At 71.5% G+C, this 14,363-nt stretch carries 10 protein-coding genes and 3 tRNA genes; 8 read left to right on the top strand and 5 right to left on the bottom strand.

Annotation, left to right across the window (positions count from 1 at the left end):
* Nucleotide 1: 1 nt before the first annotated feature.
* Nucleotides 2–691 carry a SanA/YdcF family protein gene (locus IE212_RS08600; protein ID WP_190197126.1) on the bottom strand — a complete coding sequence of 230 codons (690 nt, stop codon included), beginning with the start codon at nt 689–691 and terminating at the stop codon, nt 2–4.
* 190 nt (nt 692–881) lie between these two features.
* Here IE212_RS08600 and IE212_RS08605 point away from each other — a divergent pair, with 190 nt between their 5' ends.
* From IE212_RS08605 to IE212_RS08625, 5 genes are all read left to right on the top strand, one after another.
* Nucleotides 882–1,652 (top strand): sirohydrochlorin chelatase, encoded by a 771-nt coding sequence (locus IE212_RS08605; RefSeq protein WP_190197127.1) that lies wholly within the window; start codon nt 882–884, stop codon nt 1,650–1,652.
* Between the two features lie 117 nt (nt 1,653–1,769).
* The gene (locus IE212_RS08610) at nt 1,770–3,080 is read left to right on the top strand and encodes a deoxyguanosinetriphosphate triphosphohydrolase (protein ID WP_190197128.1); all 1,311 of its coding nucleotides are present in this window, start codon (nt 1,770–1,772) and stop codon (nt 3,078–3,080) included.
* Nucleotides 3,081–3,225: 145 nt separating this feature from the next.
* The gene (locus IE212_RS08615; protein ID WP_190197129.1) at nt 3,226–4,491 is read left to right on the top strand and encodes an NAD(P)/FAD-dependent oxidoreductase; all 1,266 of its coding nucleotides are present in this window, start codon (nt 3,226–3,228) and stop codon (nt 4,489–4,491) included.
* A gap of 29 nt (nt 4,492–4,520) precedes the next feature.
* Nucleotides 4,521–6,434, top strand: a complete 1,914-nt coding sequence (dnaG, locus tag IE212_RS08620; RefSeq protein WP_190197130.1) for a DNA primase — start codon at nt 4,521–4,523, stop codon at nt 6,432–6,434.
* Between the two features lie 86 nt (nt 6,435–6,520).
* Nucleotides 6,521–7,813 (top strand): RNA polymerase sigma factor, encoded by a 1,293-nt coding sequence (locus tag IE212_RS08625; RefSeq protein ID WP_190197131.1) that lies wholly within the window; start codon nt 6,521–6,523, stop codon nt 7,811–7,813.
* A 157-nt stretch (nt 7,814–7,970) separates the two neighbouring features.
* On the opposite strand, the gene IE212_RS08630 is transcribed toward IE212_RS08625, so the two are convergent.
* From IE212_RS08630 to IE212_RS08645, 4 genes are all read right to left on the bottom strand, one after another.
* Nucleotides 7,971–9,899: an ABC transporter ATP-binding protein gene (locus IE212_RS08630; protein ID WP_190197132.1), complete on the bottom strand. Its 1,929-nt coding sequence runs from the start codon at nt 9,897–9,899 to the stop codon at nt 7,971–7,973.
* Nucleotides 9,899–11,632 (bottom strand): ABC transporter ATP-binding protein, encoded by a 1,734-nt coding sequence (locus tag IE212_RS08635; RefSeq protein WP_190197133.1) that lies wholly within the window; start codon nt 11,630–11,632, stop codon nt 9,899–9,901. Before IE212_RS08635 ends, IE212_RS08630 begins: the two co-directional genes overlap by 1 nt.
* A 144-nt stretch (nt 11,633–11,776) precedes the next feature.
* A complete protein-coding gene (locus tag IE212_RS08640; RefSeq protein ID WP_190197134.1) occupies nt 11,777–13,231 on the bottom strand; it encodes an FGGY family carbohydrate kinase in 1,455 nt (484 codons plus the stop codon).
* Between the two features lie 154 nt (nt 13,232–13,385).
* Complete coding sequence (locus IE212_RS08645; protein ID WP_190197135.1) at nt 13,386–13,691, bottom strand: YtxH domain-containing protein; 306 nt, start codon at nt 13,689–13,691, stop codon at nt 13,386–13,388.
* 158 nt (nt 13,692–13,849) lie between these two features.
* On the opposite strand from IE212_RS08645, the gene IE212_RS08650 reads away from it, so the two are divergent.
* From IE212_RS08650 to IE212_RS08660, 3 genes are all read left to right on the top strand, one after another.
* Nucleotides 13,850–13,922, top strand: a tRNA-Asn gene (locus tag IE212_RS08650).
* A 5-nt stretch (nt 13,923–13,927) separates the two neighbouring features.
* Nucleotides 13,928–14,000 (top strand) — tRNA-Asn (locus IE212_RS08655).
* A gap of 188 nt (nt 14,001–14,188) precedes the next feature.
* Nucleotides 14,189–14,265 (top strand) — tRNA-Ile (locus tag IE212_RS08660).
* Nucleotides 14,266–14,363: the final 98 nt, after the last annotated feature.

Below are 14,363 nucleotides of genomic sequence, written 5' to 3' on the forward strand. Positions count from 1 at the left end.
GTCAGGGCACGGCCCCGGCCAACGCCCGCTCCACGCCCGGCTCCCGCGGCCCGAGGAACCGGGGATCGGGACGGAACACGGCGTCCATCGCCGCCTTCCCGGCGGCGAGGATCTCCCGGGCACCCCCGTAGTACCAGGTCGCGTCGTGCACGGCGTCCACACCCACGCCGTACGACTCCACCCCGGCGGCCTCGCACAGCGCCACCGCCCGCCGGATGTGGAACCCCTGGCTGATCAGCACCGCCTCGTCCACCCCGAAGATCTTCTTCGCGCGCACGCAGGAGTCCCAGGTGTCGAACCCGGCGTAGTCGCTGACGATCCGAGCGTCGGGCACCCCGTGCCGCGTCAGGTACGCGCGCATCGCGTCCGGCTCGTCGTAGTCCGCGCGGCTGTTGTCCCCGGTCACGAGCACCACCTCGATCCGCCCCGCCCGGTACAGCCCGGCCGCCGCGTCCAGCCGGTGCGCGAGATACGGCGACGGCTCCCCGTCCCACAGTCCGGCACCGAACACCACGGCCACATCGGTACGCGGCACGTCCGCCGCCGTCCGCAGCCGGTCACCCGCCACCGCGTACATCCAGGTCGCCGGAAGCAGCGCCAGCGCGCACCCGGCCATCACGGCCTGCACCAGCCGCCGCCGGCCGCGACGGGTGCGCGGCAGCCGGGGTCTGCGCAACGTCAAACGCCGCATCGAACGGTCCCTCCCCAGGTCGGCCCCTCGACAGTCAGGGACGTCCATCCGGGCCCCCCGGTTCATTCCCGCCACGGAAACCGCAGGTCGAAGGGGCTCACACACCCTCTGTCCCGGATCGTGAACCGCCGGAAAACACCCGTGACGCCCATGCAACGGGAAGGCAACGTGGCGCCGCGACCATCGGTGCATGACCAGCAAGCTCAGCCTCGTCCCGCCGCCCGCCACGCGCCGCCCGGCCCGGCCCGCCCTCGTCGTCGTGGCGCACGGCAGCCGCGACCCACGCGCGCTGAGCACGGTCCGCGCGCTCCTCGACCGGGTCCGCGCCCTGCGCCCCGACGTGCCGGTGCACCTCGGTCACATCGAACTGAACGCCCCCCTGCTTCCCGACACGCTGGCCGCCCTGGGAGACACCGAGGCGGTCCTCGTCCCGCTCCTCCTCAGCCGTGGCTACCACGTCAAGCAGGACATCCCCGAGATGGCGGCGGCCTCCCCGGCCCGCACGCACCTGGCGGCCCCCCTGGGCCCGCACCCGCTCCTGGTGGACGCCCTCCAGGCCCGCCTCACGGAGGCAGGCTGGGGCGGCACACCCCGCCGCGACAGCGCGGTCGTCCTCGCCGCGGCAGGCTCCCGCGACCCCGACGCCAAGACGGACACCGCCCGCACGGCCCACCTCCTCGCCGCCCGCCTGGGCGTCCCCGTCCTGCCCGCCTACGCCTCTGCCGCCACCCCCACCGTCCCGGAGGCCGTCCGCACCCTCCTGGCCAGGGGCCGCCGCCACATAGCCCTCGCCTCCTACTTCACCGCCCCCGGCCGCTTCGCCACGGAGTGCGCCCAGGCGGCCCCCTGGATCGCCGCGGCCCCCCTCGGCACCCACCCGTCGATGGCCCACCTCCTCCTCCACCGCTACGACGAGGCACTGACGACAACGGCTGCCGTACAGGAGCTGGCCTCGGCCTGAAGAGCGGCGGCCGGGCACGCCCCCAGGGGCGCGGGGAACTGCGGGACCAGCCACAGACCACCCGCACACGCCCGAAAAGAGAACCCGGCACACGCACAGGCGCCTACTGTTCGACACATGTCAGGCACCACAGACAACCCCCCGGCCTACGACCCCACGTCAGTGGCCCGCTGGGCCCCGGAACCCGACAAACGCCCCGGCCGCACGGCCTTCCAACGCGACCGGGCCCGGGTCCTGCACAGCGCCGCCCTGAGGAGACTCGCCGGCAAGACCCAAGTGGTGACGCCCGGCACCATGGGCCCCGCCTGGGACGCCAGCCCCCGCACCCGCCTCACCCACTCCCTCGAATGCGCCCAGGTCGGCCGCGAACTGGGCGCGGCCCTCGGCTGCGACCCGGACCTCGTGGAAGCCGCCTGCCTCTCCCACGACCTCGGCCACCCGCCCTTCGGCCACAACGGCGAACAGGCCCTCAACGAGTTCGCGGCGGACTGCGGCGGCTTCGAGGGCAACGCCCAGTCCCTCAGGCTCCTCACCCGCATCGAGCCCAAACGGTTCACCCCCGAGGGTTCCGTCGGCCTCAACCTCACCCGCGCCGTCCTGGACGCCGCCACCAAGTACCCGTGGCCCCGGGGCGCCCACCCCACCGACCCGGCGTCGAACAAGTTCGGCGTCTACGAGGACGACCGGCCCGTCTTCGACTGGGTCCGCAAGGACGCCCCCGGCACCCGCACCTGCTTCGAGGCCCAGGTCATGGACTGGTCCGACGACGTCGCCTACTCGGTGCACGACGTGGAGGACGGCCTGCACGCCGGCCACATCGACCCGCGCTGCCTGCACGCCGAACCCGAACGGCGGGACGTCTTCCAGGTCGCCCTCGGCCGCTACGTCCCCGCCGGCACCGACCCCGCCGAACTCGCCGAAGCCCTCGACCGGCTCCTCGCCCAGGAGTGGTGGCCGCACGGCTACGACGGCACGGCGGTCGCCCAGGCCCGGCTGAAGGACGCCACCAGCCAGCTCATCGGCCGCTTCTGCCTGGCGGCCGAGACCGCGACCCGCACCGCATGGGGGTACCACCCAGGCCGTGCAGGCACTGGGGGAGGGGCCGGGCGGCTCACCCGGTACGCCGCCGAGTTGGTCGTCCCGCGCGGAACCCGGATGGAGTGCGCCGTCCTCAAGGCCGTCGCCGACCGCTACGTCATGCAGCGCGCCGAGCAGGAACGCCTGCGCGCCGACCAGCGCGTCGTCGTCGCCGAACTGGCCGAGGCGCTCACCGCCCGCGCCCCGGACGGACTGGATCCGCAGTTCCGCGCCCTGTTCGACCGGGCGCCGGACGACCGGGCGCGCAAACGGGTGATCGTCGACCAGATCGCCTCCCTCACCGACACCTCGGCCCGCTCGCTGCACGCCCGTCTGACCGGGCACGCGTGAGACCGGAGGGAGAGGGAGGACCCGGTACGCGCGCATGTGACCCCGAATGTGACACCCCGTGGCCTGATCGGGTCACTCCCCCTTCCCGCATCACGCTCCGTGCGGGACGCTCGCAAGTGGCGACACCCTTACGAGGAGGCAACAAGTGGTCGACGCGGATCAGACATTCGTCATCGTCGGAGGCGGGCTGGCCGGCGCCAAGGCGGCCGAGACGCTCCGCGCGGAGGGCTTCACCGGCCGCGTGATACTGATCTGCGACGAGCGTGACCACCCGTACGAGCGCCCGCCGCTGTCCAAGGGCTACCTCCTCGGCAAGGAGGAGCGCGACAGCGTCTTCGTGCAGGAGCCGGCCTGGTACGCGGCCAACGACATCGAGCTCCACCTCGGCCAGACCGTCGACGCCATCGACCGCACGGCGAAGACGGTCCACTTCGGCGAGGACGGCACGGTCGTCCGCTACGACAAGCTGCTCCTGGCGACCGGCGCCGAGCCCCGCCGCCTGGACATCCCGGGCACGGACCTGGCCGGCGTCCACCACCTGCGCCGCCTCGCCCACGCCGAGCGCCTCAAGCAGGTCCTGACCCGCCTCGGGCGCGACAACGGCCACCTGGTGATCGCGGGCGCCGGCTGGATCGGCCTGGAGGTCGCGGCGGCGGCCCGCGAGTACGGCGCGGAGGTCACGGTCGTCGGACACGGGCCGACCCCGCTGCACGGCGTGCTGGGCCCGGAGCTCGGCGCGCTCTTCGCCGAACTGCACCGTGAGCACGGGGTGCGCTTCCACTTCGGCAGGCGGCTGACGGAGATCGTCGGCCAGGACGGCATGGTCCTCGCGGCCCGCACCGACGACGGCGAGGAGTACCCGGCGCACGACGTGCTGGCCGCGATCGGAGCGGCACCGCGCACCCACCTCGCGGAGGCGGCCGGCCTGGAGATCGCGGACCGGGCGCACGGGGGCGGCATCGTCGTCGACGAGCGGCTGCGCACCTCCGACCCGGACATCTACGCCGCGGGCGACGTCGTCTCCTTCCCGCACGCCCTGTTCGGCACGCGGGTGCGCGTCGAGCACTGGGCCAACGCTCTCAACGGCGGCCCGGCGGCCGCGCGCGCCATGCTGGGCCAGGACGTGACGTACGACCGTGTGCCCTACTTCTTCTCCGACCAGTACGACCTGGGCATGGAGTACTCCGGCTGGGCGCCGCCGGGGACGTACGACCAGGTCGTGATCCGCGGGGACGCCGGGAAACGCGAGTTCATCGCCTTCTGGCTGAAGGACGGCCGGGTGCTGGCCGGGATGAACGTGAACGTGTGGGATGTCACGGACAAGATCCAGCGCCTGGTCCGCAGCAAGGCCCGGGTGAACACGGAGAACCTCGCGGATCCGCACATTCCGCTCGAAGACCTCGGACCGTGAGTGTCGGCCCGCCCGCATAGAATTCACGCGTGGCAGGACGGATCAACGACGAGGACGTGAAGGCGGTACGGGACGCGGTCCCGATCGACGCCGTGGTGTCCGAGTACCTCCAGCTGCGAAACGCGGGCGGCGGGAACCTCAAGGGTCTCTGCCCGTTCCACGACGAGAAGTCGCCCTCCTTCCAGGTCAGCCCCAGCAAGGGCCTGTTCCACTGCTTCGGCTGCCAGGAGGGCGGCGACACCATCACGTTCGTGATGAAGATCGACCACCTCTCCTTCTCCGAGGCGGTCGAGCGCCTGGCCGGCCAGGCGGGCATCACCCTGCGCTACGAGGAGGGCGGGTACAACCCCTCCCACCAGCGCGGCGAACGGATCCGCCTGGTCGAGGCCCACAAGATCGCCGCCGAGTGGTACGCGGAACAGCTCGCGACCTCCCCCGAGGCCGACACCGGCCGGGTCTTCCTCGCCGAGCGCGGCTTCGACCAGGCCGCCGCCGTCCACTTCGGCGTCGGCTACAGCCCCCAGGGCTGGGACCACCTCACCCGCTATCTGCGCGGCAAGGGCTTCACCGACAAGGAACTGCTCCTCTCCGGCCTCTCCCAGGAGGGCCGCCGCGGCCCCATCGACCGCTTCCGCGGCCGGCTGATGTGGCCCATCCGCGACATCGGCGGCGACGTCGTCGGCTTCGGCGCCCGCAAGCTCTACGAGGCGGACAACGGCCCCAAGTACCTCAACACGCCCGATACGGCGATCTACAAGAAGTCCCAGGTCCTCTACGGCATCGACCTCGCCAAGAAGGAGATCGCGAAGACGTCCCGCGCGGTCGTGGTCGAGGGCTACACGGACGTGATGGCCTGCCACCTGGCCGGCGTCACGACCGCCATCGCCACCTGCGGCACGGCCTTCGGCGGCGAGCACATCAAGATCCTGCGCCGGCTGCTCATGGACAACGGCTCGGCCCGGGTCATCTTCACCTTCGACGGTGACGCGGCCGGCCAGAAGGCGGCCCTGCGCGCGTTCGAGGACGACCAGAAGTTCGCCGCCGAGACGTACATCGCCATCGCCCCGGACGGCATGGACCCCTGCGACCTGCGCCTCGCCAAGGGCGACGAGGCCGTCGCCGACCTGGTCGAACCCCGCACCCCGCTCTTCGAGTTCGCCCTGCGCCAGATCGTGAGCCGCTACGACCTCGACACCCCGGCGGGCCGTGCCGCGGCCCTGGACGAGGCGGCCCCGATCGTCGCCCGCATCAAGAACAGCGGCGCCCAGCACGAGGTCGCCGTCGAGCTCGCCGGCATGCTCGGCATCCTCGACACCCAGTTCGTCGTCAAGCGCGTGGCCCAGCTGGCCCGCTGGGCCCGCGACCGCGGTGGCAAGGGCCCGGCCCCGGACCGGCACCAGCACGCGTCACAGCAGTACGCCGCCGCCCAGCCGTCCGCCGCCCCCCGCGGCCCGGCCCTCAACCTCCGCAACCCCGTCTACGCCACCGAACGCGAACTGCTCAAACTGGCCCTCCAGCGCCCCGAGCTGGTCTCCCCGGCCTTCGACGCGTACGGCGTCGACGAGTTCACCGCCCCGCCCTACGCCGCCGTACGCCAGGCCATCCTGGACGCCGGCGGCGCCGAGCTGGGCGTCCAGGACCCCCAGGACTACCTGGTCAGGGTCCGCGAGGCCGCCCCGGACGACATGGTCCGCGCCATGGTGACGGAACTCGCGGTGGAGGCGATCCTGCTCCGCCGGGCGGTCGACGAGGCCTACGCGGGCGCCCAGTTGGTCACCGTCCGCCGCCGCGCCGTGGAACGCCGCATCCGCGACATCCAGAGCCAGCTCACCCGCCTCGGCGCCCACGGCGACCCCGCCCAGCTGGCCGCCGTGCAGAACGAACTCTGGGTCCTCCAGCAGTACGACCAGACCCTCCGCGTCCACGGCGCCGCCGCGCTCTGAGGTCACCGCCCGGTCACGGACCGAGCGCAAAAAGTCATCGCACGCCCCTCGTGGGGACTGTGTGTCTTACCCCACACTGGGTTGCGGTGCCTGAGTCCTCGGAGCGCGGCCGATCCGTCACCGACGGGTTCCACACCCCCGCGGTTCCGCTCATCGCGTACGGGACGGACAGCGGCGAGGCCGCCTACTCCGCCCCCGAAGTACCGCTGTCGCCCGCCCTGGCAGCGATCATCCTGGAGGTCGCCCCCGTGCAGACCCAGACCCTCACCCAGACCGACGTCAGTGCTGCGGTCGGCGCGGACGGCCCCGTGCCGGAGGCCGACGTCCTCCCCGCAGTCCCCGCGCAGAGCCGCGTGGCGCTCCACCCGGAGCCGGAGCCGGAACCGGAGGAGCCGCCCGCCGAGGCCGTCGCCGCGGCCGAGGCCCCCGAAGCCGTCGTACCGCCCCCCGCCCGGACCGAGACCGGCGGCCCCTCCTCGGACCTGTTCCGCCAGTATCTGCGGGAGATCGGCCGGATCCCCCTGCTGACCGCCGCCGAGGAGGTCGAACTCGCCCGCCGCGTGGAGGCCGGCCTGTTCGCCGAGGAGAAACTGCGGCTCACCCCCGACCTGGACAGCCAGCTGGCGCTGGACCTCGACCGGCTCGTCGTGATGGGCAGGGTGGCCAAGCGCCGGCTCATCGAGGCCAACCTGCGGCTCGTGGTCTCCGTCGCCAAGCGCTACGTGGGGCGTGGGCTGACCATGCTCGACCTCGTCCAGGAGGGCAACCTCGGACTCATCCGGGCCGTCGAGAAGTTCGACTACGCCCGCGGCTACAAGTTCTCCACCTATGCCACCTGGTGGATCCGCCAGGCCATGTCCCGCGCCCTGGCCGACCAGGCCCGCACCATCCGGGTGCCCGTGCACGTCGTGGAGCTCATCAACCGGGTCATCCGCGTCCAGCGCCGCATGCTGCAGGAGCGGGGCTGCGAGCCGACCCCCGAGGAGGTCGCCGCGCACCTGGACCTCCCCCCGGAGCGGGTCTGCGAGGTGCTCCGCCTCGCCCAGGAGCCGGTGTCGCTGCACGCGCCGGTGGGGGAGGAGGACGAAGTCGCCCTCGGTGACCTCATCGAGGACGGCGACGCGGCCTCCCCGGTGGAGTCGGCGGCGTTCCTGCTGCTCAGGGAGCACCTGGAGGCGGTCCTGTCGACCCTGGGGGAGCGGGAGCGGAAGGTGGTCCAACTCCGCTACGGGCTGGCGGACGGCCGCCCCCGCACCCTGGAGGAGATAGGCCGCATCTTCGGGGTGACGCGGGAACGGATACGGCAGATCGAGTCGAAGACCCTCAACAAGCTGAGGGACCACACCTTCGCGGACCAGCTGAGGGGCTACCTGGACTGACGCTGTCCGCGGGCCCGGTGGAGGCTGGTCGCGCAGTTCCCCGCGCCCCTGGGGTGCGTGCGGCTGACGCCCCTTCAGGGGCGCGGGGAACTGCGTGATCCGCCCCCACCGGACCCGCAGCCGCCCCACGACCCCACTCGGCACCCCCCGACGCAACTCAGTCCACTTCGGCCACCGCCTGCGCGAACTGCGCCTTGTACAGCCGCGCATACGCCCCGTCCGCCGCCAGCAGCTCCCCGTGGGTGCCCTGCTCGACAATCGCCCCGTTCTCCATCACCAGAATCGCGTCCGCGTCCCGGATCGTCGACAGCCGGTGCGCGATCACGAACGACGTCCGCCCGTGCGCGAGCTTCGCCATGGCCTTCTGGATCAGCACCTCGGTCCGCGTGTCGACCGAACTCGTCGCCTCGTCCAGCACCAGGATCACCGGATCCGACAGGAACGCCCGAGCGATCGTGATCAGCTGCTTCTCACCCGCGCTGACCCCCGTCCCCTCGTCGTCGATCACCGTGTCGTACCCGTCCGGCAGCGTACGGATGAACCGGTCCGCGTGCGCCGCCCGGGCCGCCTCCTCGATCTCCCCGCGGGTGACCTCGCGGGCGGCCCCGTACGCGATGTTCTCCGCGATCGTCCCGCCGAACAGCCAGGTGTCCTGCAGCACCATGCCGATCCCGGCGCGCAGTTCGTCCCGGGACATCCGCGCGATGTCGACCCCGTCCAGGGTGATGCGCCCGCCGGTGACGTCGTAGAACCGCATCAGCAGGTTCACCAGCGTCGTCTTGCCCGCACCCGTCGGGCCGACGATGGCGACCGTCTGCCCCGGCTCGACCTTCAGCGACAGGTCCTCGATCAGCGGCTTGTCCGGGTCGTAGCGGAACGACACGTTCTCCAGCGCCACCCGCCCGCGCAGCTCCTCGGGCCGCGCACCCGGCACCGGATCGGCGCTCTGCTCCTGCGCGTCCAGCAGCTCGAAGACCCGCTCCGCCGAGGCGACACCCGACTGCACCAGGTTCGCCATGGACGCGACCTGCGTCAGCGGCATGGAGAACTGCCGCGAGTACTGGATGAAGGCCTGCACATCACCGATCGACAGCGAGCCCGAGGCGACCCGCAGCCCGCCCACCACCGCGACCAGCACATAGTTGAGGTTCGACACGAACATCATCAGCGGCTGCATGACCCCGCTGTTGAACTGCGCCCGGAACCCGGCCTCGTACAGCGCCTCGTTCTGCTCGGCGAACTGCCGCGCCGACTCCTCCTGCCGCCCGAACACCTTCACCAGGGTGTGCCCGGTGTACATCTCCTCGATGTGCGCGTTCAGCTTGCCCGTGGAGCGCCACTGCTGCACGAAGTGCGGCTGCGACCGCTTGCCCACGCGCGTGGCCACGACGAACGACAGCGGCACGGTCACCAGCGCGACCAGCGCCAGGATCCAGGACACGTAGAACATCATCGCCAGGACACCGATGATGGTCAGCACCGAGTTGATGAGCTGCCCCATCGACTGCTGCAGCGTCTGCCCGATGTTGTCGATGTCGTTCGTCGCCCGCGACAGCACCTCACCGCGCTGGCGCTTGTCGAAGTACGACAGCGGCAGCCGCGAAAGCTTCGTCTGCACGTCCTCGCGCATCCGGAACATGGTGCGGTTCACGGCCCGGTTCACCAGCCGCGTCGCCACCGCCATCAGCAGACCGGCCACCGTGAACACGCCCACCGCGAGCAGCAGCACATGCCCGACGGCCGTGAAGTCGATGCCCTCGCCCGGGATGAAGTCGGTGCTGCGCAGCATGTCGGCGACGTCACCGTCCCCGCGCTGCCGCATCCGCTCCAGGACCTGCTCCTTGCTCGCCCCCTCCGGCATGCCGCGCCCGACGATCCCGGCGAAGACCAGGTCGGTCGCCTTGCCGAGGATCTTCGGCCCGACGACGTTCAGGCCGACGCTCAGCACCACGCACAGCAGCAGCACACCGATGGTCAGCCGCTCGGGCCGGAACTGCGCGACGAGCCGTTTGCCCGATCCCCTGAAGTCCAGCGAGCGCTGGTCGGGGCCGCCCCCGGCCATCATCCGCCCCATGGGCCCCGCCATCAGGCAGCCTCCGCTTCCGTGAGCTGGGAGAGCACGATCTCCCGGTAGGTCTCGTTGTCCGCCATCAGCTCGTGGTGCCGGCCCGCGCCGACGACCCGGCCCTCGTCGAGGACGACGATCCGGTCGGCGTCCCGGATGGTCGCCACCCGCTGGGCGACGATCACCACGGTCGCCTCCGCGGTCTCCTCGGCCAGCGCGGCCCGCAGCGCCGCGTCCGTGGCGTAGTCGAGCGCGGAGAAGGAGTCGTCGAAGAGGTAGATCTCGGGCCGCTGCACCAGCGTCCGGGCGATCGCCAGGCGCTGCCGCTGACCGCCGGAGACGTTCGTCCCGCCCTGTGCGATCGGCGCGTCGAGCCCGCCCTCCAGCCGCTCGACGAAGTCCTTGCCCTGCGCCACCTCCAGCGCGTGCCACAGCTCCTCGTCGGTGGCGTCCGGATTGCCGTACCGCAGGTTGGTCGCCACCGTGCCCGCGAACAGATACGGCTTCTGCGGCACCAGCCCGACGGTCTTCGCCAGCAGCACGGGATCGATGTCCGCCACCTCGACACCGTCCACGAGCACCTGCCCCTCGGTCGCGTCGAACAGCCGCGGGACCAGCCCCAGCAGCGTGGACTTGCCGCTGCCGGTCGACCCGATGACGGCGGTCGTCTCACCCGGCCGGGCCACCAGGTCCACGGCCCGCAGCACCGGCTCCTCGGCACCCGGGTAGCGGAAGCCCGCCCCGCGGATCTCCAGATGCCCGTGCCGGCGCAACTCCCGCACCGGCGCGGCCGGCGGCACGACGCTCGACTCGGTGTCCAGCACCTCCTGGATCCGCTCCGCGCACACCTCGGCCCGCGGCACCATCATGAACATGAAGGTGGCCATCATCACGGACATGACGATCTGCATCAGATAGGCGAGGAACGCCGTCAGATCGCCGATCTGCATCCCGCCGCTGTCGATCCGGTGCGCACCGAACCACACCACCGCGATCGACGACAGGTTCACCACCGTCATCACGATCGGGAACATCAGCGCGAGCAGGTTGCCGGTGCCCAGCGCGAAGTCCGTGAGGTCGGTGTTGGCCTTCCGGAAGCGCTGCTGCTCGTACTCGTCCCGGACGAAGGCCCGGATGACCCGGTTGCCGGTGATCTGCTCACGCAGCACCCGGTTCACCGTGTCCAGCCGCTCCTGCATGGCCCGGAACAGCGGCCGCAGCCGCCGCACGATCAGCGTCACGCAGACGCCCAGCACCGGCACGACCGCCACCAGCACCCCGGACAGCGGCACGTCCAGACCGAGCGCCAGCACGATGCCGCCCACGCACATGATCGGCGCCGACACCATCAGCGTGAACGTCATCAGCGCCAGCATCTGCACCTGCTGGACGTCGTTCGTCGTCCGGGTGATCAGCGACGGCGCACCGAAGTGACCCACCTCACGCGCGGAGAACGACTGCACCCGGTCGAACACGGACGCCCGCACGTCCCGCCCGAGCGCCGACGCCGTACGGGCGCCGTAGTACACGGCCCCGATGTTGCACACGACCTGGACCAGCGAGATGCCGATCATCAGACCGCCGTAGCCCAGGATGTAGCCGGTGTCGCCGTTCACGACACCCTGGTCGATGATGTCCGCGTTCAGCGTGGGCAGGTAGAGCGTGGCGCAGGTCTGCAGGAACTGCAGCAGCACCAGCAGGGCGATGGGTCTCTTGTAGGGCCTGAGATAGGTCCGCAGGAGTCGTATGAGCACGCTGCTTCTCTCGGAGTGGACGACGGGGCCGGTTGGTTGCCCCTGGCCCCTATCGTCGGACACTCCACCGGTGTTACCTCAACCGAATTAACCCAACAGGCGGTCAAAGCCCCCCGGGGCGCACCGGATCTCCATGACCAGCCGCTACGGCCGCAACGCCCCCGGATGGGTCTGCTCCCGCACCGCCACGAACTGCTGCCGCACCGCCTGCCCCACGGCCAGCTCCTCCCCGGGCTCCAGCACCTGCGCGACCGCGCCCTGCCAGGCCGGCGGGGTCCGGGCGTCGAGCGTGCCCTGGGACGCCCCGAGCGCCCAGGCCGCCTGCCGGGCGGCTCCGATCGCCGCGTAGTCGGCCGGCTGGGGGACGACGACCTGCGTCCCGAACAGCGACGGAGCGGCGGCCTGCACAGCGGGCAGCTCGGCGGCCGGCCCGAGCAGGAACACCCGCCGCACCTCCACACCCCGGCCGCGCAGCACGTCCAGCGCGTCCGCGAGCCCGCACAGCATGCCCTCGAAAGCCGCCCGCGCCAGATGCTCCGGCTTCATCGACTCACGCCGCAGCCCCGCCAGCGTCCCGGCGGTGTGCGGCAGGTTCGGCGTCCGCTCACCCTCCAGATAGGGAAGCAGCACCAGCCCGTGCGACCCCGGCGTCGACTTCATCGCCAGGTCGGACAGGCTTTCCAGATCGGGCAGCCCCAGCAACTCGGCGGCCCCGCGCAGTGTCCGTACGGCGTTCAGCGTGGTGACGACGGGCAGGTGCATGCCCGTCGCGTCGGCGAGCGCGGTGATCATGCCCGTCGGATCGACCAGCGCCTCGGGATGCACGGCCATCACGGACCCGGAGGCGCCCAGCGACACCACCGCGTCCCCGAGGCCGATGCCCAGCCCGAAGGCCGCCGCCATGGTCTCGCCGGTCCCGACGGAGATCATCAGGCCCTCCGGCGTCGTACCGGCCGCGTCCGCCGGGCCGATCACCTCCGGCAGCATCACCTGGTGCCCCAGGGCCAGCTCGACGAGGTCGGGCCGGTAGGCACCGGTCGCCGCCGACCAGTACCCGGTGCCGGACGCCCCGCCGCGGTCGGTGGTTCTGCGGACCGGCCGGCCCAGCAGCTGCCACACCAGCCAGTCGTGCGCCTGCAGGAGGATCGCCGTGCGCTGCGCGTTCTCGGGCTCGGTCCGGGCCAGCCACCGCAGCTTCGTCACCGGCTGCGCGGCCTGCGGCACACAGCCCACCGCCTGCGCCCACGCCTCGCGCCCGCCGAGCGCGTCGACCAGGTCGGCAGCGGCGACCTGCGTCCGCTTGTCGCCGCCGACCATCGCCGGGCGCACCGTGCCGCCCTGCGCGTCCAGCGGCACGACGGCGTTCTGCTGCGCCGAGACGCCGATCGCCTGCACGCCTTCCAGCAGCCCGCCGCCCGCGGCCTCGCCCAGGGACAGCAGCCAGGCCTGCGGGTCGACGTCGGACGGCCGTCCGACGCCCTCGGGGCCGTCCACCGGATGCGGCGCATATCCCTGCCTGAGCACGGCTCCGGTATCCGAGTCACAGACGACGATGCGAGTGAAATCGGGTGAACTGTCCAACCCGGCGACTATCCCCATGGCCAAAATTCTGCCGCACGCTCCGCCGGGGTTGAGCAGGGGAGACCGTGGGGGCTGTGCGTGGAGTTTCGGGCGCGGCTGCGTCGTGGCTGGTCGCGCAGTTCCCCGCGCCCTTCGGAAGGCACGCGTGTGCTCGGTGTCTGCAAAGGAACTGTTACGTGTTGCTCGTGCCCCAGTCGTCCTCACCGCCGTTGTGGGTGGCCCGGTCGCGGAGGTGGCGGACCCGCTCGGTCACCGAGTCGGGGACGCGGTCGCCGACCTTGTCGCTCACCACGTGGTACGCCTTGCCCGCGAACTCGCGGCCCTGGTGCGCCGCGGTCTCCGCGGTGTTGCGGACGGCCGGGTTCTGAGCGAACTGCTGGGCCGTCTTCTTCAGCTGTTCGTAGCGCTCGCGTCCGGCCCTCGTGCCCAGCACGTAACCAAGGACGACTCCCGCGACGAACGTGAGCCGGTAACGCATGTCGGCCACCCTTCTCTTGCGTAGGTCTCCGGTGCGGTGGCGGCGCCGGGGAGTACCGATTGGCGGAGCACCCCCCTGCTTGCGCTAATGTATGTGTCGCAGCGAGCGCGCGCCCCCTGGCGAATACCCAGGTAGGTACGTTCGATGCAACGAGACCTTCCTCGGTAGCTCAATTGGCAGAGCAGCCGGCTGTTAACCGGCAGGTTACTGGTTCGAGTCCAGTCCGGGGAGCTCGGTCCTCCGTAGCTCAATTGGCAGAGCAGCCGGCTGTTAACCGGCAGGTTACTGGTTCGAGTCCAGTCGGGGGAGCAGGATGAACGAGGACCCCGCAGGGGTCCTTTTTCATGTCCGTTCCGATCTCCCGGGAACCGGGCGGCGCTGTACGCGGTCCTCATGGTCACGAGGGCCGTGCGAAGCCGACCATCCGAAGCAGGAGATCGTATGAGCGGCTATGCTGCGGCAGACGGCGCGCACACATGTACGCGACACGCCGCTATGGGGCGGTAGCTCAGCCGGTTAGAGCAGCGGACTCATAATCCGTCGGCCGTGGGTTCGAGTCCCACCCGCCCCACCACTCGCTACGCGAGGAGAAACCTTCTGACCAGCAACTTAGCTGGTTGGGGGCGACAGTCGAGAGATCTTGGCGGCCCGTCCCGATCATGGGATTACGCA

The organism is Streptomyces djakartensis (assembly GCF_014651075.1).
GTDB classification, from domain to species: Bacteria; Actinomycetota; Actinomycetes; order Streptomycetales; family Streptomycetaceae; genus Streptomyces; species Streptomyces djakartensis.

Coding starts and splice junctions, on each gene's coding strand:
- IE212_RS08610 (WP_190197128.1), top strand. CDS start 1,770: ATGTCAGGCACCACAGACAACCCCCCGGCCTACGACCCCACGTCAGTG.
- IE212_RS08605 (WP_190197127.1), top strand. CDS start 882: ATGACCAGCAAGCTCAGCCTCGTCCCGCCGCCCGCCACGCGCCGCCCG.
- IE212_RS08630 (WP_190197132.1), bottom strand. CDS start 9,899: ATGGCGGGGCCCATGGGGCGGATGATGGCCGGGGGCGGCCCCGACCAG.
- IE212_RS08645 (WP_190197135.1), bottom strand. CDS start 13,691: ATGCGTTACCGGCTCACGTTCGTCGCGGGAGTCGTCCTTGGTTACGTG.
- IE212_RS08640 (WP_190197134.1), bottom strand. CDS start 13,231: ATGGGGATAGTCGCCGGGTTGGACAGTTCACCCGATTTCACTCGCATC.
- IE212_RS08600 (WP_190197126.1), bottom strand. CDS start 691: ATGCGGCGTTTGACGTTGCGCAGACCCCGGCTGCCGCGCACCCGTCGC.